This is a genomic window from Gordonia neofelifaecis NRRL B-59395 (assembly GCF_000192435.1).
GTDB classification, from domain to species: Bacteria; Actinomycetota; Actinomycetes; order Mycobacteriales; family Mycobacteriaceae; genus Gordonia; species Gordonia neofelifaecis.
The window spans coordinates 41,003-60,073 of the sequence record NZ_AEUD01000012.1; the positions used below are offsets into that span (position 1 = coordinate 41,003).

The 19,071-nt window shown below is 69.4% G+C and carries 22 protein-coding genes and 1 tRNA gene; 9 read left to right on the forward strand and 14 right to left on the reverse strand.

Annotation, left to right across the window (positions count from 1 at the left end):
* Positions 1-4 precede the first annotated feature (4 nt).
* The 3 genes from SCNU_RS13640 to SCNU_RS13650 are packed head-to-tail and all read right to left on the reverse strand — an operon-like array spanning position 5 to position 3,161.
* Positions 5-1,180 (reverse strand): winged helix DNA-binding domain-containing protein, encoded by a 1,176-nt coding sequence (locus SCNU_RS13640; protein ID WP_009679967.1) that lies wholly within the window; start codon positions 1,178-1,180, stop codon positions 5-7.
* Positions 1,177-1,584, reverse strand: a complete 408-nt coding sequence (locus SCNU_RS13645) for a RidA family protein (protein ID WP_009679968.1) — start codon at positions 1,582-1,584, stop codon at positions 1,177-1,179. The genes SCNU_RS13640 and SCNU_RS13645 overlap by 4 nt, the downstream gene beginning before the upstream one ends.
* Positions 1,581-3,161, reverse strand: coding sequence for a carboxylesterase/lipase family protein (locus tag SCNU_RS13650; RefSeq protein ID WP_009679969.1), 1,581 nt, complete (start codon positions 3,159-3,161; stop codon positions 1,581-1,583). The genes SCNU_RS13645 and SCNU_RS13650 overlap by 4 nt, the downstream gene beginning before the upstream one ends.
* 71 nt (positions 3,162-3,232) lie before the next feature.
* On the opposite strand from SCNU_RS13650, the gene SCNU_RS13655 reads away from it, so the two are divergent.
* Together SCNU_RS13655 and SCNU_RS13660 are read left to right on the forward strand one after the other, a co-directional pair.
* Positions 3,233-3,709: a GyrI-like domain-containing protein gene (locus tag SCNU_RS13655; protein WP_009679970.1), complete on the forward strand. Its 477-nt coding sequence runs from the start codon at positions 3,233-3,235 to the stop codon at positions 3,707-3,709.
* A complete protein-coding gene (locus tag SCNU_RS13660; protein WP_009679971.1) occupies positions 3,706-4,227 on the forward strand; it encodes a nitroreductase/quinone reductase family protein in 522 nt (173 codons plus the stop codon). The genes SCNU_RS13655 and SCNU_RS13660 overlap by 4 nt, the downstream gene beginning before the upstream one ends.
* Here the strand turns inward: SCNU_RS13660 and SCNU_RS13665 are convergent.
* Together SCNU_RS13665 and SCNU_RS13670 are read right to left on the reverse strand one after the other, a co-directional pair.
* Complete coding sequence (locus SCNU_RS13665; protein ID WP_139026016.1) at positions 4,220-4,546, reverse strand: hypothetical protein; 327 nt, start codon at positions 4,544-4,546, stop codon at positions 4,220-4,222. The genes SCNU_RS13660 and SCNU_RS13665 overlap by 8 nt on opposite strands.
* Positions 4,547-4,718: 172 nt before the next feature.
* Positions 4,719-4,793, reverse strand: a tRNA-Thr gene (locus SCNU_RS13670).
* A 179-nt stretch (positions 4,794-4,972) separates the two neighbouring features.
* Between SCNU_RS13670 and SCNU_RS13675 the strand changes: the two genes are divergently transcribed.
* The 5 genes from SCNU_RS13675 to otsB are packed head-to-tail and all read left to right on the forward strand — an operon-like array spanning position 4,973 to position 9,652.
* The gene (locus SCNU_RS13675; RefSeq protein WP_009679973.1) at positions 4,973-6,442 is read left to right on the forward strand and encodes a threonine/serine exporter family protein; all 1,470 of its coding nucleotides are present in this window, start codon (positions 4,973-4,975) and stop codon (positions 6,440-6,442) included.
* Positions 6,439-7,245, forward strand: a complete 807-nt coding sequence (locus SCNU_RS13680) for a MerR family transcriptional regulator (RefSeq protein ID WP_009679974.1) — start codon at positions 6,439-6,441, stop codon at positions 7,243-7,245. Before SCNU_RS13675 ends, SCNU_RS13680 begins: the two co-directional genes overlap by 4 nt.
* Positions 7,246-7,268: 23 nt before the next feature.
* Positions 7,269-7,436, forward strand: a complete 168-nt coding sequence (locus SCNU_RS20650) for a hypothetical protein (RefSeq protein ID WP_009679975.1) — start codon at positions 7,269-7,271, stop codon at positions 7,434-7,436.
* 3 nt (positions 7,437-7,439) lie between these two features.
* Positions 7,440-8,882 carry an alpha,alpha-trehalose-phosphate synthase (UDP-forming) gene (locus SCNU_RS13685; protein ID WP_009679976.1) on the forward strand — a complete coding sequence of 481 codons (1,443 nt, stop codon included), beginning with the start codon at positions 7,440-7,442 and terminating at the stop codon, positions 8,880-8,882.
* Positions 8,879-9,652: a trehalose-phosphatase gene (gene otsB / locus SCNU_RS13690; protein ID WP_040518483.1), complete on the forward strand. Its 774-nt coding sequence runs from the start codon at positions 8,879-8,881 to the stop codon at positions 9,650-9,652. The genes SCNU_RS13685 and otsB overlap by 4 nt, the downstream gene beginning before the upstream one ends.
* A 2-nt stretch (positions 9,653-9,654) precedes the next feature.
* Here otsB and SCNU_RS13695 read toward each other — a convergent pair whose 3' ends face one another.
* Positions 9,655-10,791 (reverse strand): ROK family transcriptional regulator, encoded by a 1,137-nt coding sequence (locus tag SCNU_RS13695; RefSeq protein WP_009679978.1) that lies wholly within the window; start codon positions 10,789-10,791, stop codon positions 9,655-9,657.
* 59 nt (positions 10,792-10,850) lie between these two features.
* Between SCNU_RS13695 and SCNU_RS13700 the strand changes: the two genes are divergently transcribed.
* Positions 10,851-11,612, forward strand: coding sequence for an SDR family oxidoreductase (locus SCNU_RS13700; protein ID WP_009679979.1), 762 nt, complete (start codon positions 10,851-10,853; stop codon positions 11,610-11,612).
* Positions 11,613-11,643: 31 nt separating this feature from the next.
* Here SCNU_RS13700 and SCNU_RS13705 read toward each other — a convergent pair whose 3' ends face one another.
* Both SCNU_RS13705 and purU read right to left on the reverse strand, forming a co-directional pair.
* On the reverse strand, positions 11,644-12,147 hold the full coding sequence (locus SCNU_RS13705; protein ID WP_009679980.1) for a hypothetical protein: 504 nt from the start codon (positions 12,145-12,147) through the stop codon (positions 11,644-11,646).
* Between the two features lie 362 nt (positions 12,148-12,509).
* Positions 12,510-13,400, reverse strand: coding sequence for a formyltetrahydrofolate deformylase (gene purU / locus SCNU_RS13710; RefSeq protein ID WP_009679981.1), 891 nt, complete (start codon positions 13,398-13,400; stop codon positions 12,510-12,512).
* A 27-nt stretch (positions 13,401-13,427) separates the two neighbouring features.
* Between purU and deoC the strand changes: the two genes are divergently transcribed.
* Positions 13,428-14,105: a deoxyribose-phosphate aldolase gene (gene deoC / locus SCNU_RS13715; RefSeq protein ID WP_009679982.1), complete on the forward strand. Its 678-nt coding sequence runs from the start codon at positions 13,428-13,430 to the stop codon at positions 14,103-14,105.
* Positions 14,106-14,151: 46 nt separating this feature from the next.
* Here the strand turns inward: deoC and SCNU_RS13720 are convergent, their stop codons facing one another.
* The 6 genes from SCNU_RS13720 to SCNU_RS13745 form a co-directional block, all read right to left on the reverse strand.
* Positions 14,152-15,330 carry an LmeA family phospholipid-binding protein gene (locus tag SCNU_RS13720; protein ID WP_009679983.1) on the reverse strand — a complete coding sequence of 393 codons (1,179 nt, stop codon included), beginning with the start codon at positions 15,328-15,330 and terminating at the stop codon, positions 14,152-14,154.
* The gene (locus tag SCNU_RS13725; protein ID WP_009679984.1) at positions 15,323-16,147 is read right to left on the reverse strand and encodes a carbon-nitrogen hydrolase family protein; all 825 of its coding nucleotides are present in this window, start codon (positions 16,145-16,147) and stop codon (positions 15,323-15,325) included. The genes SCNU_RS13720 and SCNU_RS13725 overlap by 8 nt, the downstream gene beginning before the upstream one ends.
* Positions 16,148-16,190: 43 nt before the next feature.
* Positions 16,191-17,177 carry a hypothetical protein gene (locus tag SCNU_RS13730; protein ID WP_009679985.1) on the reverse strand — a complete coding sequence of 329 codons (987 nt, stop codon included), beginning with the start codon at positions 17,175-17,177 and terminating at the stop codon, positions 16,191-16,193.
* Positions 17,178-17,246: 69 nt separating this feature from the next.
* Positions 17,247-18,035, reverse strand: a complete 789-nt coding sequence (locus tag SCNU_RS13735; protein ID WP_009679986.1) for a methylase — start codon at positions 18,033-18,035, stop codon at positions 17,247-17,249.
* On the reverse strand, positions 18,032-18,544 hold the full coding sequence (locus SCNU_RS13740) for a DUF2505 domain-containing protein (RefSeq protein ID WP_009679987.1): 513 nt from the start codon (positions 18,542-18,544) through the stop codon (positions 18,032-18,034). The genes SCNU_RS13735 and SCNU_RS13740 overlap by 4 nt, the downstream gene beginning before the upstream one ends.
* Before the next feature lie 22 nt (positions 18,545-18,566).
* Entirely contained in the window at positions 18,567-19,055 is a 489-nt protein-coding gene (locus tag SCNU_RS13745) for a DUF2505 domain-containing protein (RefSeq protein WP_009679988.1), read from the reverse strand.
* Positions 19,056-19,071 lie beyond the last annotated feature (16 nt).

The following is a 19,071-nucleotide window of genomic DNA, read 5'->3' on the forward strand; positions in this document are numbered from 1 at the left end:
CCGGTCAGCCGTGCTCGCGCATCAACGGCGACGGGAATCCGGGGGTCGGACGGTCCTCGCCCAACCAGTGCGAGAGCTCGTCGGCCCGCTCGGCGAACGCCCTCGACGCGTCGGCCGGCAGATCCTCGAGCGGGATGACCCGAACACCGTCGTCGGCCAGCACCCACCCGCCGACGATCCGCCCGTCCCACCACGCGGTCTGGCCGCCGTTGCCGTTGCGATCGAACAACTGCGGACCGTGACCGCCCAGGTAGAAGTCGCGCTCCTTCCAGCCCATGGTGGTCGGATCGAGCCCGGCCAGAAGCAGCGCTCGGGGCTCCACCGGCTCGACCTGCGCCAGGTCGTCGGACATGAGGTAACCGACCGCGCCCGAGTCCAGCTCCACCTCGGTGACCGGCAGCGAGGCGAGCGCCTTGCGCACCGCGGACTTGGTGGTGCCGAGCCACCAGACGAGATCGGTCTCGGTTCCGGGCCCGTACTGCCGCAGCCACCGCTCGATCAGTTCCGCGTGTCCGACCGGCGGTTCGACGTGGGCCAGCGGCTCGCCGAGCCAGGTCTCCATGGACGTCCAAGTCGGCCGCGACCGATGCCAGTCGGCCGCATTGACGCCGCGGACCACATCGCCTCGCGCGGCCAGATAGTTCAGCAGCCGAGGCAGCATCGGAGACGGGCCGCCGTACGACTTGTGCTCATCGCGCATGATCTCGATGTCGAACTCGGGCAGCAGCTTCCGCAGCTCGGACGCCGACCGGGACGATCCGTCCGCGAACTGCGCGAGGACCGCCGCACGACCGCGGTCGATCCAGCCCTCCGGATCGGCGGGACCGTCGTCGCGCCGAAGATCGCGCAGCATGTTGGTGCGCTCCGACGCCGCCACCCGCAGACCGATGGCGCCGACGGCATCGGCGAGCACCGGTCGCGTCATCACGAACAGTGTCCGGCGCATCGCCAGCTGCTTCACGACCGACCGGTCGGCGTACAGCGCGTCCTCGACCGCGTCGGGGCTCGGCGCGCCGCCGCGTGCCCAGACCGACAGGTGCACGGTCGACGGCACCGTCGCATGCAGTCCGACCACCGCGTCCGCCACTTCGGTGACCGCGTGACCGGCCGATCCGTCGAGCAACTGCCGTCGCTGGAACCGTGCGCGACGCTGGTCGTCGGAGACATGCGGCAAGGTCATCGAGGCTCAACCCCCAGCGCGACCACCGCTTCGAGCTCGACCCGCTGACCCGGATAGGGCAGCGCCGAGACCCCGAGCACGATCGCCGGCGGCGTCGCACCGTCGAAGATCGCATCGAGTGCGAACCACACCGCGCCGAGCACCTCGCCGTCGATCGTGGCGACGTAGACGGTGAGCTTCACGATGTCGGCGCGCCCGGCGCCCCGTTCGTCGAGCAGCTCGTCGAGGCATTCGACCACGCGATCGACCTGCGCGAGCGGATCGCCCGCCGCCACGACCGCCCCGTGCCGGTCCAGCGGTGACAGACCCGCGGTGTAGATGAGCGAATGCGGCGCCACCTGGGCGCCGTACGCGAACCCTCCGTCGTGCAGCCGCGCCGAACGGAAGTACTCCGGACCCGTCATCGGAAGCTCAGCACCTCATCTCCCCACGCTCGCAGAATGTTGTCATCGAGGCCTTCCACCGGGGTGTCCTCGGTACCGCCGATCAGCAGCGAGCTGTGACGCTGCGGAACGTACGCCTCCCACACCGCGTGGCCGTCCTCACCGGTGTTCGGATCGCCGTCCGCGGCGAAACCCAGCCAGCGGTACTGCATCCGGTGCCGCACCTTCTCCCCGGTGGCCCGACCGCCGAGAGCGTACATCGGATCGCGTTTGGACGACGCCGGATTCCCCCAGACGTACGGCACCTCGGTGGCATGCGCGGCGCCGTACCCCAGGACGCGGAGAATCGGTGTGGCCCAGTCGAATCGGTACAGATAGACGGGCGCCACCTGTGCGTGCGACTCGGCGATCCACACCGCGGGCATCCGGAATCCGATGTCCCGCGAGATCGCCATGCTGCGAACTCCGGACGGCACGTGCTGGTACGACGAGTCGAGGTGGTCGGCCTCCGGCACCCGGAGCGCGGGCCGCTCGACGCCGATCAGGGTGAACATCGCGTCCACCCCGTGGTCCTTGACCGGCAGCAGCGGCGTCGACATCCAGCGGAACAGGGACGTCTCGTGCCGGTTGGTGCCGATGAGCAGGGGCACCCGATGCGCCTCACCGGTCACGATCGCCTCGAGCGGATCGAGCGGAACCAGGTCGCCGTCGACCACCGGCGCGAAGGCGATGGTGCCCGGGAACCGGTTGGGCACCAGGTTGAAGATCGCCGACGACGCGTTCACCAGGTCCACTGCGGGTGTCCGGCGCAGTTCGCTGCTCTTCACGTATTCCGGCGGCAACTCGGCGAGCAGCATGTTCGTGTAGCGCTGCGCGCGCTCGGCGTCGTAGACGGTGGTGGCGGGAGAGCTCTGGGCGATCGCCTTGTGGAACAGGCCCTTCGCCGCGGGAGACGCCAGCAGCGTCGTGACCACGCCCGCGCCCGCGGATTCGCCGAACAGCGTCACGTTGCCGGGATCGCCGCCGAACCGCTCGATGTTGTCGCGCACCCAGCCGAGTGCGGCGAGGACGTCGGAGAGACCGCAGTTGGCCTGGAACGTCTCGCCGCCGGACGACAGGTGCCGCAGATCGGTGAATCCGAACGCGCCCATCCGGTAGTTCAGGGTGACGATGATGGTCGGCGTCCCCCTGGTCACCGACGACTGGACCAGCGAGCCCGGGTCGTACAGCGGCTGAGATCCGGCACCGCACAGGTAGGCGCCGCCGTGCACCCACACCATCACCGGAAGACGGCTCTCGGTGCCCGCGACGCCGCGCGGCGTCCCGACATTCAAGTACAGGCAGTCCTCGTTGGCGAAGGCGTCCGGGCCGAGATCGATCACCTGCATCACCGGCTGCGGACACACCGGCGCATAGTTGCGGGCGTCGACCACCTCGGTGCGTTCCCGCGGCGGCTGCGCATGCAGCCAACGCCGGGGTCCGGTCGGCCGCGCCGCGTACGCGACGCCGAGCCAGAGGTCGGCGGTTGGAGTGCTGGTGCCCCGAAGCGGGCCGTAGACGGTGTCGACGACGTGATCGGTGTCAGTCACGTCTGCCATTTTGCCCCCGACCGCGGTGAGTCCGCACGACTTGCCCGGATGGCCGCCTCGCCCGCCCGTAGCATGGACGCATGACCAGTTCGCTGCCATTGATCCTGCGTGAAGAGCCGTTCTTCGAGGCCACCGAGGTATTCCTGCCGGAAGCCGTACAGGTCGCGACCATGGAGTTCCCCGAGGTCCGCCTCGACGATCTGCCCGAGATCTTCGACGGGCACTTCCACGAGATCGCCCAGGCCGGGCCGATCGGCCCCGGATTCGCGGTGTACGACGGCGACGTCTCCGACGAGTTCGACCTGACCATCGGGTTCCCGGTCGCCGGCCCCGCGGACGTCGACGGCGTCGACAACTGCCTGTTCCCGACCGGCCGCGCGTTGGTGATGTCGCACCTCGGAGGCTTCGACGGACTCGGTTCGGCGTGGGAGTTGCTGATGGAGATGCACTTCGCACGGGGTGGCGCCGCGCCTCGCGCCGTCGTCGAGATCTATGTGACCGACCCGAGCGTCATCGCGCACGACGACCTCCGCACCGACCTGCTGGTGCTGCTGTGAGTTCCCCGACCGAAGACGATCTGCCGATCGTCGATCCCGCCCGCGGACTCCGGACGAGCGTCAAACTCTTCGCCGCCGTCCTGCGGACGCCCGTCGGCCGGTGGACGTCGATCGAACTCGCGCCGCGGATCGACCCGACGCTCCTGCGGATCAGTCGCGGAAAGGTGAGCTCGGGGATGGTGCTGCCGACCGCTCTGCTGACGACGATCGGCGCCAAGAGCGGAGCCGAGCGGGTGAACCCGGTGCTCTACTTCCACGACGGCGATGACGTCGTCGTCATCGCCTCGAGCTACGGTCGCGACACGAACCCGGCGTGGTTCCACAACCTGCGCGCCCACCCGCGAGTTCGGCTCAGCAAGTCCGGCGGCGGTCGGTGGCGGACCGCCGAGGTCGTCGACGACGAGGCGGAGCTGGCGCGGCTGTGGGCGCTCGCCGACAGCGTGTTCCCGTTGTTCGCCGACTATCGGCGACGAGCGGCGGAGGTCGGTCGGACGATCCCGGTGATCCGGATCAGCTGACCTCCCCGTTGGCTTTGGCCAGGTGCGTGATGCGGCGCATCTCGCTCCAGTTGCCGACCAGCGCCATCGGGTTGTAGAAGAGCATCGAGAAGACACCCCACCAGCCGGCGAGCAGACAGTGCGACTGGGCACCGCGATAGGCCGCCCGGACCTCGTGGATCGAACCCACGACGCTCGCATCGGTCCACTGCGCGAGGATCAGCATGCCGGTGTGCTTGCGGAACCGTGCCTGATAGACGACCGGCTGCGGCGGATACCCGAACTGCGGCTGCTGCGGCGAGGGGTACGGCATCTGCGGCGAGGGCGTCGAATCGTTCACCCGGATACTGGACCACACCCAGACCCGGCGGCAGAAGTGCTGGCCGCCACGTTAATTCAACAGACCGACGACCATGCTCGGCGGACCTCGTCGCGCCGGTCCCGGCCCCGTGCGAGCCGTGCCGGGACTCGGCGCGAGAATCGGAATCGGCGACTGTGCACCCGATTCCGGATGGAGCCCCCTGTCGGGATTGAACCGACGACCGCTCGCTTACAAGGCGAGTGCTCTACCACTGAGCTAAGGAGGCCTGCCGCGGAAGTATATAGCGTCACACCGCCGGCCAGTAACGCCCGGTGCCGGTGAGACGACTTCCCTCGGGCACCGCTCCGGGAGAACCCCGGCGGACCGGTGCCGGTGATGCCAGGATCGAAAGCGGCGGCCTGCCCGGCCCGGCCCGCGACTGACCTGTGAGGAGGCAGGGTGCGAGTGAAGACGATGCTCCGACAGGGGCTCGACAAGCTACTAGGCGATGCCACGGCCACGGCCACGATCGACACGATCGAGCCGGGCAGCATCGTCGTCGCACCCCGCAAACCGATACCGCTCGACGACGAGGCCGCGATCACCGAGGTGCTCGACCTCGCCGCCCGCATCGGCGCGGTGCTCCTCGATTCAGGCACCGGCGCCATCGACACCCGCAGCCAGATCGAGTTCGTCGCAGGCATCTACGGTCTCGACGACGTCGAGGTGGACGTCACCTACAACACCATCCTCGTCAGCGCCCGCCGCGGCCCGACGCTGCCGCCGGTCACCGCTGTGCGCACCGTGCACTACCGATCGCTCGACTTCACCCGGCTCGCGCACGTCGACCGTCTGGTTCGACGGATCCGCCAGCTCGCGATCACGCCCGGCACCGCGCACCGGATCGTCGACGGCATCACCAGTGCGTCGCACCCGTACCCGTACTGGGTCGCGAACCTCTCGTGGGGCGTGATGGCCCTCGGCATCTCGATCCTGCTCGGCGGCACCACACTGGTCGGCGCGACGGCCTTCCTGATGACCGTCGTCATCGTCGGACTGAACCGCAAGCTGGCCCGCATCGGCACGCCGATCTTCTTCCAGCAGGTGCTCGGCGGATTCATCGCGGTGCTGCCCGCCGCGGCCCTGTATCACTGGCGCGAGGCACTCGGCGTCAGCTTCGCGCCGTCGCAGATCATCGCCGCCGGAATCGTCGTCCTGCTGTCCGGACTGTCGTTGGTCGGTTCGGTGCAGGACGCGATCACCGGTGCGCCGATCACCGGCACCGCGCGATTCTCCGAGGTCGTGTTGATGACCGGCGGGATCCTCGCGGGTGTCGCCGCGGCGATCCGGCTCGTCGAGACGTTCGGCGTGGAACTGCCGCCGCTGTCGACCACCTCGCCGTTCGGCCCGTCCGACGTCGTGCCGAGCGTGCTGGGCGGCGGAATCGCGGCGGGTGCGTTCGCACTGGCCAGTTACGCGGAGCGGCGCGCGATCCCGGTCGCGATAGGCGCGGGCATGGTGGCGTCGGGTGTCGTGAGCGGGTTGTCGTTCACGGACGCCGGACCGATCATCGGCAGTGCGGTCGCCGCCGTCACCGTCGGCCTCGTCGGCGGTCTCGCCGCACGCCGCGCGCTGGTGCCGCCGCTGGTCGTGGCCGTCGCGGGTATCACACCGCTGCTGCCCGGTCTGTCGATGTACCGCGGACTGTTCGGCGTGATGAGCGAACAGACCCTGGCCGGCTTCCAGCAGTTGGCCACGGCCATCACCATCGGCTGCTCGCTGGCGGCCGGCGTGACCCTCGGCGAGTTCATCGCGCGCACGATCAAACGCCCGCAGCTCCCGGTCGCACTGATCCGCCCGCGCATCGCGATGAAGGAGAACCGGAACCAGGGCTTGACCCTCACGCGACGTAAGCCTCCACGCTGGAGGACATGACGGTGAGCAGCACGGCAGACGACCCCGGCACAACCGGATCGGGCGCGACCACCTGGACGGTGGGCCGCCTGGCCGACCGGACCGGCGTGACGGTGCGGACCCTGCACCACTACGACCAGATCGGACTGCTGTCGCCGACGATGCGCACCGCCGCGGGCTATCGCCTCTACACCGAGGCCGACCGCGAGCGGCTCGCGCGCATCGTCGTCTATCGGCGGCTGGAGATGCCGCTCGATGAGATCGCGGCGCTGCTCGATGGAGACGACGACCCCGTCGACCACCTCCGCAGGCAGCGCGACGCCGTCATGTCCCGGCTCGACGAGCTCACCGACCTCGTCGCAGCCATCGATCGAGCGATGGAGAGAGAGATGACGCAACGACCGGTCACCGAGGCAGAGATGCGGGAGATCTTCGGCCACGGGTTCAAGGACGAGTACCAGGTGGAGGCGGAGGAACGCTGGCGTGACACCGACGCGTGGAAGCAGTCGGCCGAGCGCACCGCCCGGTACACCAAGGCCGACTGGGAACAGGTCAAGGCCGAGACCGACGCGATCAACGCGGCGTTCATCGCGGCCAAGCGGTCGGGCGAGCCCGCCACCGGCGAGGCCGCGATGAATGCCGCCGAGCAGGCACGACGGCAGATCGACGACCGCTTCTACGACTGCAGCCACGAGTTCCACACATGCCTCGGTGAGATGTATGTCAGCGACCCGCGGTTCACTGCGAGCTACGACGAGATGGAGCCCGGACTCGCCCGCTACGTGCGCGACGCGATCGTCGCGAACGCCCAGAGGCACGGCTGAACGACTCGGGTAGAATTCCGGCCATGGCAGCAGCAAAGACAACCGACGACATCGCCGATGACGACCTGGAGCCGGTGACCGACGAGACCGCACATCAGGCCCGTCGCGTGGTGGCGGCGTACGCCACCGACGCGGACGAGTGCCGCATGCTGCTCTCGATGCTGGGCATCGCCCCGGGCGAGTCCGCCTGAGCGATGAGTGCGCCCGGTGGGCACCCTGCGGCGGGTGCGGATTTCGTCGTCGTCGCAAATCGGCTTCCCGTCGATAAGCGCATCCTTCCCGACGGGACCAACATCTGGAAGCGGGCTCCCGGCGGTCTCGTGACCGCACTGACCCCGACCCTCGCGACACACTCCGGTGCGTGGGTCGGGTGGTCGGGGCGCCCGTCGACCCCGGGCGAGCCGGAGGACGCCCCCGACATCGAGGGCATCGACCTCCACCCGGTGTCGCTGAGCGCCGACGAGGTGGCCGACTACTACGAGGGCTTCTCGAATGCGACCCTCTGGCCGCTCTACCACGACCTCCTCGTGAAGCCGGTCTTCCGGCACGACTGGTGGGACGCGTACGTCCGCGTGAATCGCCGGTTCGCCGAGAAGACGTCCGAGGCTGCGGCCGAAGGCGCCACCGTCTGGGTGCACGACTACCAGCTTCAACTGGTGCCCGCGATGCTCCGGGAACTGCGCCCCGATCTCCGGATCGGCTTCTTCCTGCACATCCCGTTCCCGCCCCCCGAGCTGTTCAGCCAGCTCCCCTGGCGCACCGAGCTCGCCGAGGGCCTCCTCGGCGCCGACCTCCTCGGCTTTCATCTGCCGGGCGGCGCCGAGAACTTCTTGACCCTGGCGCGCCGGGTGCTCGACGCCGAGACCTCTCGCGGACCGATCGGTGCGCGGGAATGCTTCGGCACGGTCGAGTACGACGGGCGCACGGTCACCGTCGGGTCGTTCCCCATCTCCATCGACTCCGCGAACGTCGCAGCCGAGGCCGCCTCCGCCCAGGAGCGGGCGAGCCAGATCCGCGCCGAGCTCGGCGACCCCGAGGTGCTGCTGCTCGGCGTCGACCGCCTCGACTACACCAAGGGCATCGACATCCGGCTGGCCGGCCTCGAGCGCCTGTTCGCGGACGGACGCCTCGATCCGGCGAAGACCGTGATGGTGCAACTCGCGAGCCCGAGCCGCGAGCGCGTCGACAGCTACATCGAGATCCGCAACCGGATCGAGCAGATGGTCGGACACATCAACGGGAAGTACGGCACCGTCGCCCGTCCACCCGTCCGCTACCTCCTGCAGCCGGTGCCGCGGGACGAGCTGCTCGCCTATTTCCGCGCGGCCGACGTGATGCTCGTGACGCCCCTCCGGGACGGCATGAACCTCGTCGCCAAGGAGTATCTGGCCTCTCGCGACGACCTCGGCGGCGCCCTCGTCCTCAGCGAGTTCACCGGCGCCGCAGCCGAACTGTCCGAGGCGTACCTCCTCAATCCCTACGACGACAGCAACGTCGACGACGTGATCGAGGCCGCGGCGACCGACCCCGCCGACGATCGCCGCGCACGGATGCGCGTGCTCCACGACCAGGTGATGACCAACGACGTCGAACTGTGGGCGGGCAGCTTCCTGCGGACGCTCGCCGGCGACGCGTGACCGCGCCCGTGCTCGACGACGACCTGCGGGCCGCGCTCGACGCGTTCGCCGCCAGGCCGCGCGTCCTCGTCGCCTCCGACTACGACGGGTGCGTCTCCCCGATCGTCGCGCGCCCCGAGGACGCGGTGCCGAATCCGCGCTCGATGGCCGCCCTCGAGCGCTGCGCGACGGCGCCCGGCGCGTTCGCCGCGCTCGTGTCGGGGCGTGCCCGAGCAGATCTGCGAGCACTGTCGGGTGCGAGCGACGCGCTCACCCTGGTCGGCAGTCACGGCGCCGAGTTCGCCGAGGGCTTCGACTCGCCGATCACCGATGGGCAGCGGGACCTGCTGAACGAGATCATCGACGACTTCCGCTCCATCAGCGCGCGGTTCCCCGGCACCTCCGTCGAGGTGAAGCCGATCAGCACCACGCTGCACGTGCGGAATGCGACGCCGGACGACGGCGCTGCGGCCCTGGATCTCGCCGAGACCGGCCCCGCCTCGTGGGACGGCGTGCACGTGACCCATGGCAAGGCGGTCATCGAACTCGCCGTCATCGAGACCAGCAAGGGCCACGCCCTCGACCGGCTTCGGGCGGCGATGGGCGTCGACGCGGTGCTCTATCTCGGCGACGACGTCACCGATGAGAAGGCGTTCGCCCACCTGCGTCCCGGTGACGTCGGTGTGAAGGTCGGCGGCGGTCCCACGGCCGCTCGGTACCGCGTCGCCGATCCGGACGGTGTCGCCGCGGTGCTGGAGACGATCGCGTCCCTGCGCGTCGCCGCGAGCTGAGCTCACCCGGCCGAGACCACTCCCAGTGGATCGGCGTACACCGCCGACAGCGCGACCGCGACCGCCGCGGAGTCGGGAACCTGCACACCGAAACACGTCGGCACGATCTCCAGCGGACGCGGCAGCAGGGTTGCGGCGTCGAACGCCGCCTGGACCGGCGCCAGTCCGTGCGGGTGCGCGGAGAACGCGTCGCCCGCGACGGTGATCGCATCCGGGTTCAGCACGTCGCGCATCGTCGCCACCGCCTCGCCGAGCACCCGCGCACGGTCGTCGGCGACGGCGCTCGATGAGGCCTCGACCCCGAGGCGAGCCGCCGCCGCCTTGACGGCCGCGGTGCCGATCACGGACTGCAGCGGGGCGACGGGCTCGGTCGCCAGGACTCCCGGCTGCACCCGCAGGCCGGCGATGGTGCCCGCACCGCGCGCGGGCTGATGCACCTCGCCGTCGATGATCAGCGCCATGCCGACGGTCTCACGGGCGTAGAAGAACAGACTCGAGCCGCTGCGCTCGACGGTCGACGACAGCAACAGCTCCGCGGCGGCCATCGCCTGCACGTGTTCGGACACCGACACCGGCACGCCGAGTGCCGCGTGCAGCCGATCGCCCAGCGGCTGGCGACGCCACTTGAGGATCGTGTGGTCGACGACGCCGGTCGCATCGTCGACGACTCCACCCAACGCCGCACCGGCCCACAGCACGCGCCGCCCCGAGAACCGCCCGGCGAGCTCGGCGAGGAGATCGCACAGTCGCTCGACGGCGGCGCCCGCGTCGACGCCCGCCAGCTCCTGTGTGCGGATGGCGTGACTGTAGAGCGTCCGGCCGCCGACGTCGGCGATCACCAATGCGGTGCGCCGGGCCCCGATGTGCATGCCCGCGACGCAGAACCGGTCACGGTCGAGGGTGAGCGGCAGCTTCGGGCGGCCCACCCCCGTGTGCCCGAGGAGGTCCGGCCGCTCGATCACCAGGCCCGCCTCGAGCAGCGCGTTCACCTGGCGGTTCACCGTCGCCGCGGAGAGGCCGGTGTCGGCGACGAGCCGGTCGCGGGTCGCCGGTGCCCCGACGCGAACGGCGTTGAGGACAGCAGCGGCGGGGCCCGTTCCGAAACGAAGTGGCGCGGCGACGACGCCGCTGATGGTCATGCCTCGAACCTAGCAGCCATCGGCGGAGCCCGACCGCAACACGACCTACACTCTGTGCCATGAGCAGCTCCGAGAGATCAGGCAACAGCAACGGCAGAGTCGCGGTCGTCACCGGCGCGAGTTCGGGCATCGGCGCGGCGACCGCGCGCAGCCTGGCCCGAGACGGCTACTCGGTGGTCCTCGGTGCGCGCCGCGTCGATCGGGTCGACGCTCTCGCCGAGGAGATCGGCGGTCGGGCGATGTACCTCGACGTCACCGACGCCGCATCGGTGGAGCGCTTCGTCGGGACCCTCGACCGCGTCGATGTGCTGGTGAACAACGCGGGCGGCGCCAAGGGGCTCGCGCCGGTCTCGGAGGCCGACCTCGACGACTGGCGCTGGATGTGGGAGACCAACGTCGTCGGCACCCTCCGCGTCACCAAGGCACTGCTGCCCGAGCTCGAAGCCTCCGGCGACGGCCTGATCATCACCATCACCTCGACCGCCGCGCTCGAGGCCTACGACAACGGCGCGGGCTACACCTCCGCCAAGCACGCGCAGGGTGTTCTGCATCGCACGCTCCGCCTGGAACTGATCGGCAAGCCGATCCGGCTCACCGAGATCTGCCCGGGCATGGTCGAGACCGAGTTCTCTCTGGTGCGATTCGGCGGCGACGCCGCCAAGGCCGACGCCGTCTACGACGGCGTGACCCCGATGGTCGCCGAGGACATCGCCGAGATCATCTCCTTCACCGCCTCCCGGCCGTCGCACGTGAACCTCGACCAGATCGTCGTCCGCCCCCGCGATCAGGCGACCTCGCGCCGGAACATCAAGACCGGGTAGGCGCCGAGCGGTCCCGACGGCCCCTGGGAGTTCAAAAGTCTGTCGGCCTCGCGTGATCGAGGCCGATGCCGGTCGCGGTCGGTGATCTTCCGGATGTCCGCGAGCGTCTCCTCCCAGCCGAAGAGCACGTCGTCGTAGGTGAGCCGCAGGACCAGCCATCACCGTCGACCGTCGCGCGGCGATCACGATGATGGTCACGCTCATAGTCGGCCTTGTTCGCGTGGTACTGGAAGCTGTCGCACTCCAGGATCAGGGTGCCGATCCGGAGGTCGGCCCAGCCGACACCCGGAATCGCCGGCTGGACCACCACGTCGAAACCCAGCGCCTGCAGTCGTACCCGGGCAATGCTCTCCGTGCCCGACATGCAGCGCGGGTCAGTCGAATCGAGGAGCCGCATCACCGCCGGTCCGGCGTCGACCAGGCTCGCGCGCAAGTCCTCGACCGAGCCTCGCGTGTGGTGGAGATGGCAATCGGACACCGCTATCCATTCCTCCGCGGTGAGGCATCGAGCCGCGCACGCCAGCGCGACCTCCACGGAGTCCACGGCATGGCGTGCGGTCCCGACGCCTCCGCGTCGCGGCCTGCACGCCAACGCCTTCCCGCACGGCCCGCGCCACCTTCTCATCGTGCGCGCGCATCGCGAACCAGCCGGTTCGCAGCCGCGCGAGATCACCAGAGCGCAGTAATCGAGCGAGCCTGCGATCGTCGACTCCCAGCCCGACAAGCTCCCGGCGCGTGTATATCCCCGAATCCCGCATACCCAGTTGGACGCACACCGTCGGCTCGGGGTTCCGCTACTCGCCGACATGTAAAGAAATCATGTCGATTCACCGGCTTCCGAGGGCAATGCGCCCTCGGCGGCCGCTGACGGGACAAACTTTCGCGCCGTCGGCTCTCCTACTGGAAGACCACCGTCTTGCGGTCGTGCACGAGCACCCGGTGTTCCAGATGCCAGCGCACCCCGCGGGCCAGAACCAGAGTCTCGATGTCGCGCCCCTGCCGAACCATGTCGGCCGCCGAGTACTCGTGATTGATCCGGCTGACGTCCTGCTCGATGATCGGGCCCGCGTCGAGATCGGCCGTCACGTAGTGGCAGGTGGCGCCGATCAGTTTGACGCCGCGGTCGAAGGCCTGGTGGTACGGCCGCGCCCCGACGAAGCTCGGCAGGAAGCTGTGGTGGATGTTGATGGCCTTGCCCGCCCACGCCTCGCACAACTCGGGCGGCAGGATCTGCATGAAGCGCGCGAGCACGACGGCGTCCGGATCGTAACCGTCCACGATGCGGCGGACCTCGCCGAAGGCCTCGTCCTTGCCGCCCGGCGTGAACGGCACGTAGTGGAACGGCACGCCGAACCGCGTCGTCATCGATTCCAGATCCCGGTGATTGCCGACCACGGCGCTGATCCGCGCCGGGAACTCACCGCGCTCGGCCCGGGCCAGCAGGTCGGTGAGGCAGTGACTGTCCTTACTCACGAGCAGCACCACCGACTTCTCCGCGCCGGTGTCGCTGACCTGCCATTCGGCCTCCGGACCGAACATGGCGGCGACCTCGGCGAACCGACTGCGGAACTCCTCGACCGACATGCCTATCGAATCCGCCCGCACGGCCTGCCGGGTGAAGAACCAGCCGGTGGTCTGATCCGAGTGATAGGCGGCCTCGGTGATCCAGCCTCCGACACCGGCCAGGAAGCCGGAGAGTGCCGCCACGATACCGGTGCGATCCGGGCAGCCGAGCGTCAGGACGAAGCGGCGATCGTCGTCGCCGGAGGAGATCTGCGAGTTGCTCACCCCTCCAAGTGTGCCAAGCTCGAATTCGTGACGAACACCAACCTGACCCGCGCCGCGGTCGCCGCGATGGTCGACCACACGCTGCTCAAGCCCGAGGCGACCCGTGCAGACGCGGAAGCGACTGTCGCCGAAGGGCTCCGGCTCGGCGCCTACTCGATCTGTCTGTCCCCGTCGATGCTGCCGATCGACACCGGGGCGGCGAAGACGTGCGTGGTCGCCGGCTTCCCGTCCGGCAAGCACCATTCACTGGTGAAGGCGGCCGAGGCTCGTCTGGCGGTCGACACCGGCGCCGACGAGGTCGACATGGTGATCGACGTCGGTGCGGCCGTCGACGGACGCTACGACGAGGTATTCGCCGACGTGCTGACGGTGCGGGAGGCCGTCGGACGGGACGTCGTTCTGAAGGTCATCGTGGAATCCGCGGTCCTGCTCGACGCGGCCGGCGAGGACTGTCTCACGCAGGTGTGCCGGCGCGCGGCCGAGGCCGGCGCCGACTTCGTCAAGACGTCGACCGGCTTCCACCCCGCGGGCGGTGCGAGCGTCCGCGCGATCGAGGTGATGCGCGCGGCGGTCGGCCCGAACGTCCGCATCAAGGCGAGCGGGGGCATCCGGACCGCCGAGTTCGCCGCCGAACTCATCGCCGCCGGAGCCGATCGGCTCGGGTTGTCGGGCACCCGGACGGTGCTCGCCGGCTTCCCGGAGTAGCGCGCCGGGGCTACCCGACCGGCCTGGGGAAGGCTGCGGCCCTGGGCTAGACCGAGCAGCCGCTCGACGACGAGGTCGACGAGGTGTTCGTCGACTCCGCCGCCGACTTCAGGTTCACGTCCTGGCCGGAGAAGGCGAAGTCGATCCCGGTCTGACCGACGTCGAGCTTGGTGACCTTGATCTGCTTGAACAGCGGGCCGAACATGGCGTTGGTGACCTGGTCGACGATCGGCTGAGCGAAGTCCTTGGGCAGGCCGAAGACCAGCGCGGTGGCGTCCTCGACCTCGAACGAGACGGCGCCGTCCTTCAGTACCGGCTTGAGGGTGACAGTTGCGGGCACCGGAAGGATCGCGACGGTCACCGTGGTCTCGATCTTCAGCGTGCCCGCCTTGGGATCGGCGGGGATCGACTCGATCGCCGGGCTGCCGTTCTCGCCGCTGCTCATCGTCTTGATGCGCTCGTACGGCAGGAAACCGTTGCCGTCGAGCGACTTCACGGTGCCGCCGTCGGTGCTGATGCCCTCCGCGCGAGCGTGGAGCTGCATGGTGTCGTTGCCACCGCCGGTGGTATCGACCTGCACCCATGGCACGTCGCCGTCCATCATCGTCAGCAGCATCGGCTTCCGGGACACCGAGACGTCGGTGCCGGTACCGGTGAGGTTCTCGAACGATGTCTGCAGACAGTTGGTGACCTTGTGGCGGATGTACAGTTCCGAGCCCACACCCGCGATGACGATCAACAGCACGACCGCCGCGGCGATCAGACCGATCGTCCGCCCACGACCGCGCTTGCGGGCCGGCGACGACTTGATCGGCGCATCGGGCGAGGTGGGCGGCGGCATCGGGGGTCCCGACGGAATCGGCGCGAACGCTTCCGAGTCGAGCGCGTCCATCTGCCTGGTCGGCGGCTTTCCCGACTGCGAGTAGGCCTGCGTCTGCGGATCCGGCTGGTAGCGGATCGGTCCGGTCACGACCTCGCCGGTCGGGGTGTCGTCGGGGGCGCTGTGCCGCCCGGCCGAGAGTTCCTCGGTGGCCGACGTGTCCTCCGGGGCGGGCGACTCGGTCGCCTGTTCCGCAGGCCCGGGTTCGGAGGGGGTGACGGCCGCGGTGTCGGCGTCCGACGGAGCAGGGGCCGCCGCGTCGGGCGCGGCGTGATCCGGGACCTGCCGAGCGGCGTCGTCGGCGGAGCCGTCGGAGGGCTGCGACGGGCGCTGGGAGTCAGTCATGCGGGTTCGTCCGATCCAGGCGGGGAATCTCGCGAGCGTTGGCCAGCACGGCCAGCGCATTGCGCGCCTTGTCTGTCAGGGCGAGATCGATGTCGTGGACAGCCATCTGCACCGCGGAGTCATAGTCGACCATGACGCTACCGAATGGATCTGAGAGTCGGCTATGACCTATCCCGGTGGGAGCCAAGGATTCTCTGGCAGCGGGATCGGTGGGCAGGGCCTGCCCGACGGCTGCGACGTAGGCGGTGGAGTCGAGAGCGCGTGCCCTGGTCAGCACCTCCCACTGTTCCAGCTTGCCCGGCCCGTCGCCCCAAGACGTCGGCACCACGATCACCTGGGCGCCGCGCCGGGCCAGTTCGGTGAACAGTGCGGGGAACCGGATGTCGTAGCAGGTGGCGACGCCGACGGTGCAGTCTCCGACATCGAACGTGAGTGGCTCCGTACCCGGAGCGATGGTCTTCGACTCCGTGAAACCGAACGCGTCGTACAGGTGGATCTTGTCGTAGCCGATCGGCGCAGTTCCCGGGCGTGCCACCAGGATCGTGTTGTGGATCCGGCCATCGGCCGCGGGCGTGAACATCCCCGCGACGACGGTGATCGACTCGCGATCAGCCGCGGCGGCCACCGCGGCGGCCCAGGGGCCGTCCAGCCGCTCGGCGACTTCGCCGAGCGGAACCCCGAACCGGCACATCGCGGCCTCCGGAAAGACGACGAGGTCCGCGCCGTCTGCGGCGGCGGCACGCGTCGTGTCGAGCACCGTCTGCAGGTTGGCAGCGGGATCGTCGCTCGAACTGATCTGGGCCATCGCCAGTCTCATGCGGTCCTCCCCTGGTCTCGGAAGTGGCCGGCCGGCGCGCCGGTCACTTCTGATAGAGGGTAGATCCCTCCGGCCCCTGGCTGCTGCTGATGAGTTTGGCGAAGCAGTGATCGCGGTCCAGACCGTTGCTGCTGCACCAGGCCAGCGCCGCTGCGGGGTCGGCGAAGTTCTGGGCCGACACCGTCACCCACCAGCCGCTCTCGGAGAAGACCGGCCACTGCCCCGAATCGATCAGGCGAACCTGCGGGTAGCGGGATCGGGACGATTGGAACTCAGCCAGGATCGCCTGGTTGTCCCAGGTGCGGCCCTCGGCGTACAGACCCGGTCGCTTCGCACTGATCTGCGCCGCCCAGCGACCGTCGAGCCCGGCGCGAAGGAAGGCCGCATCGGCGATCGACTGGTCGCGCAGCCTGCCCGCCGCATCGGACTCGGGATCGGTCACCACGGAGGTCACGGTGTGCGTCGGCGGCTCCTGCGCGACGGTCTGCGGCGCCGGTGCGGCGGTGTCGCCTCCGGAGTCGATGACCTTCATCCACACGACCACCGCGGCGACCGCGAGTCCGATCACCAGGGCGATCGCGACACCGAGCAGCACAGCGCGGCCGGCGCCTCCGCTCGACGGCTGCTGCTGATACCCGTACGCGGGATACCCGGTGGGCGGCGGCCCCGACGGATATCCGGTCGGGACCGACGACGGCCCGCTCGGATACTGATTCGCCGAGTACTGGCCTGCCTCGTACGGGCTGGTCGGATACGGTGCAGACGGGTCGGAGCCCGCCGGATAGGACCGTGTCCCGGAACCGATCACGGGCGGCGTCTGCGCCGGAATCGGGCGCGACATCGTCTCGGCGTAATGGTCGACACCGGACGACATCGTGCCGGTCTGAACCGCATCCTCCGCGCCGCCGATCGGTTCGCTACCGACCGACTCGGCAGACTCGACCTGATCCGATTCTGCGTGGTCAGACTCGTCGTGACCCGGCTCGGCGGGATCGGGACCGGCCTCACCCGGCTGACCTGGACTGGACATGCGCTCATCGTAAACCGGCCCTGCGACATCTTCGCGAGTCCGACCGAACGGACGACACGGCGGCCGGGCTCAGTCGGGCGCGACCGCCGACCAGGGCACGGTCAGCAGGTTGTCGACTCGTCTGCCGCGGGGCACGACGACCTCGACGCCGGAGTCGCGCAGCATCTCACGCGCATACCGCCACCGGTCCCGGGGCCCGAAGACCTCGCGACCCGCCGCGCGGTCCCAGCACCGGTCGGCCGTCTCGAGAAGCCGATGCACGGCGTCACCGTCGACGTTGTGATGGATGAGCGCCTTCGGCAGGCGCTCGGCGAGCTCCGACGGATGCCGGGTGTAGGCGGGCGCCCACGACAGCGTCAATTCGATCGGACCGTCGCCGTCGAGCAGAATCCAGCAGCAGCGGCGCCCGATCTCGTCGCAGGTCCCCTCGACGATCAGCCCGCCGGGCGCCAGCGAGGCCTGCATCTGCGCCCACGCGGTCGGCACCTCCGCCTCGTCGTACTGCCGGAGGACGTTGAACGCGCGCACCAGATTGGGTCGTAGACCGGCGAGCTCGAAACCGCCGAGCGCGAACCGCACACCGTCCCGCGGTTCGACGATCCGCTCGGGATCTATCTCCAGCCCCACCAGTCGCAGGCGAGGGATCGCCCGGCGCAGCCGCACCGCCATCTCGACGGCGGTGTCCGGACGACCGCCGTATCCGAGGTCGACGGCGAGGGGCTCCGGAACGTCGCACGCCGCCCGGATCCGGGGATCGGCGGCCATCGCGCGATCGACACGACGCAGCCGATTGATGTTCGTGGTTCCGCGGGTGATACGTCCCTGCGGTCGTCCGGCCGGGAGGCCGGATCGGCTCACGCGAGGTTGTCCTCGACCCAGGTCGAGGTGAACTCGGCCTCGCCGCGGAACAGGTCGACGAGGTTGACCAGCATCAGCTGCTCGAGCTTCGCGTTGACGAAGGGGATGTACACCTTGACCTCGGTGGTCTTGCGGATGGTGCATCCGGTCTCGGTCGGGAACAGCTCCTGCTCACCGGTGAGCGAGCCGGGACCGGCCGGAATCGACGCGGTGTAGCTGCCCGCGGTCTTCTCCGGATCGAACACGCCGTACGTCTCGGTACGGGTGATCATCATGTCCTTCATCATCACGGTCTGCGCGATCGGCGGCAGCATGTCCCGCGTGATGGTCTGGTGCAGGACCACGCGGATTCCGTCGTCGCCGGTCTCGAACTCCTCGACGTTCGAGATGGGCGTCAGCTCACGGAAGCCCTCCATGAGGTCTTCCCAGTACTTCTTCTGCGAGAGCGCCTGGTAGAGGGTCTCGGCCGAGTGCGTGTACCGGGCTGAATAGCTGAGCCGTCGTGCCATGTGGGACAGCGTAACGTCAGATTTAACCCTGCTGAAAATCGACGGTCGCGTCGCGTTCGGCATCGAGCAGGTGACCGACCTGTTCGATCACGGCCTTCTCGATCTTTCCGCCGACGAACGGGATCGAGACGTTCGCCTCGCCCGAGTAGCGCGCCACGGCCTGATCTCCGCTGATCACGATGGCTCCGGAGATCTTGGCGGGCGCCCCCGAGACGGACGCGTCCATCGACCCGGTGATCTGCTCGCCGTCGAGGCGGAACACGCTGGTGCGCGGGATCTCCAGGTCGCCCGGACGGACCGCGGTCACCACAGACGGAAGGTTCTCGGCGCCGACTCCCTGCTTCGACACGACCGTCACCTGATCGCCGTCGACCGCGAACGACTCGAGCGAGCCGTGCCCGGCGTTGGTCGCCTGCAGCAGGTCTCGCCAGTACTGCTCACTGCTGATCAGCGACCACAGGGTGGAGACGGAGAAGGGGTAGCTGACCGAATGCTCGAAGGTGCTCGCCATGGCAGCCAGGTTACCG